Raw genomic sequence first — 573 nt, forward strand, 5'->3', positions numbered from 1 at the left:
CGGATTTCGAATTCGACGGGATGGGCAACGGCCCGACCCTCTACCGCGCCGCCGACCACCAGTGCTTCAAGGACGTGCTCGTGGTGCGCGGGAAGGAAAACCCGACCTCCGAGTTCGACCTGCTGGAGATCGTCGAGGTGACCCCCGTCGAGCAGGTGACCTATGCCCCGGACCACCCCCAGTTCGGCGGCGCCGAGGCGACCCTCGGGACCTGCAACCCGGGCGCCTGACACCGACCCCGACAAGATCCCGGGACGGGTGCGCACGCGCCCGTCCCGACCTTGCCCCTGCGCCACATAGGCCGGCGGGGCGCGTGACGCTATAGCCGAGGTGGGAGCCATGGACGCCATCATCCTTCAAATTCTCAACGGACTGGACAAGGGCTCGGCCTATGCGCTGATCGCCCTGGGCCTGACCTTGATCTTCGGCACCCTCGGTGTCGTCAACTTCGCCCATGGGGCCCTGTTCATGCTGGGGGCGTTCTGCGCCGTCACGCTCAGCCAGATCCTCACCCTCAGCCACGAGGTGATCGACGACACCCGCACCGATTTTCTCGGCAACCCGCTCAAGGTC

1 protein-coding gene and 1 pseudogene are annotated in these 573 nt (G+C 66.7%); both read left to right on the forward strand.

What is annotated here, in order from left to right:
* Window positions 1-230, forward strand: a pseudogene (locus ACR0B3_RS24485) (branched-chain amino acid ABC transporter substrate-binding protein); the annotation flags it as partial.
* A gap of 109 nt (window positions 231-339) precedes the next feature.
* Window positions 340-573 (forward strand): ABC transporter permease subunit (locus ACR0B3_RS24490; RefSeq protein WP_480811309.1); only part of this gene is annotated, 234 nt, incomplete at its 3' end.

The organism is Ruegeria sp. CE9 (genome assembly GCF_056537425.1).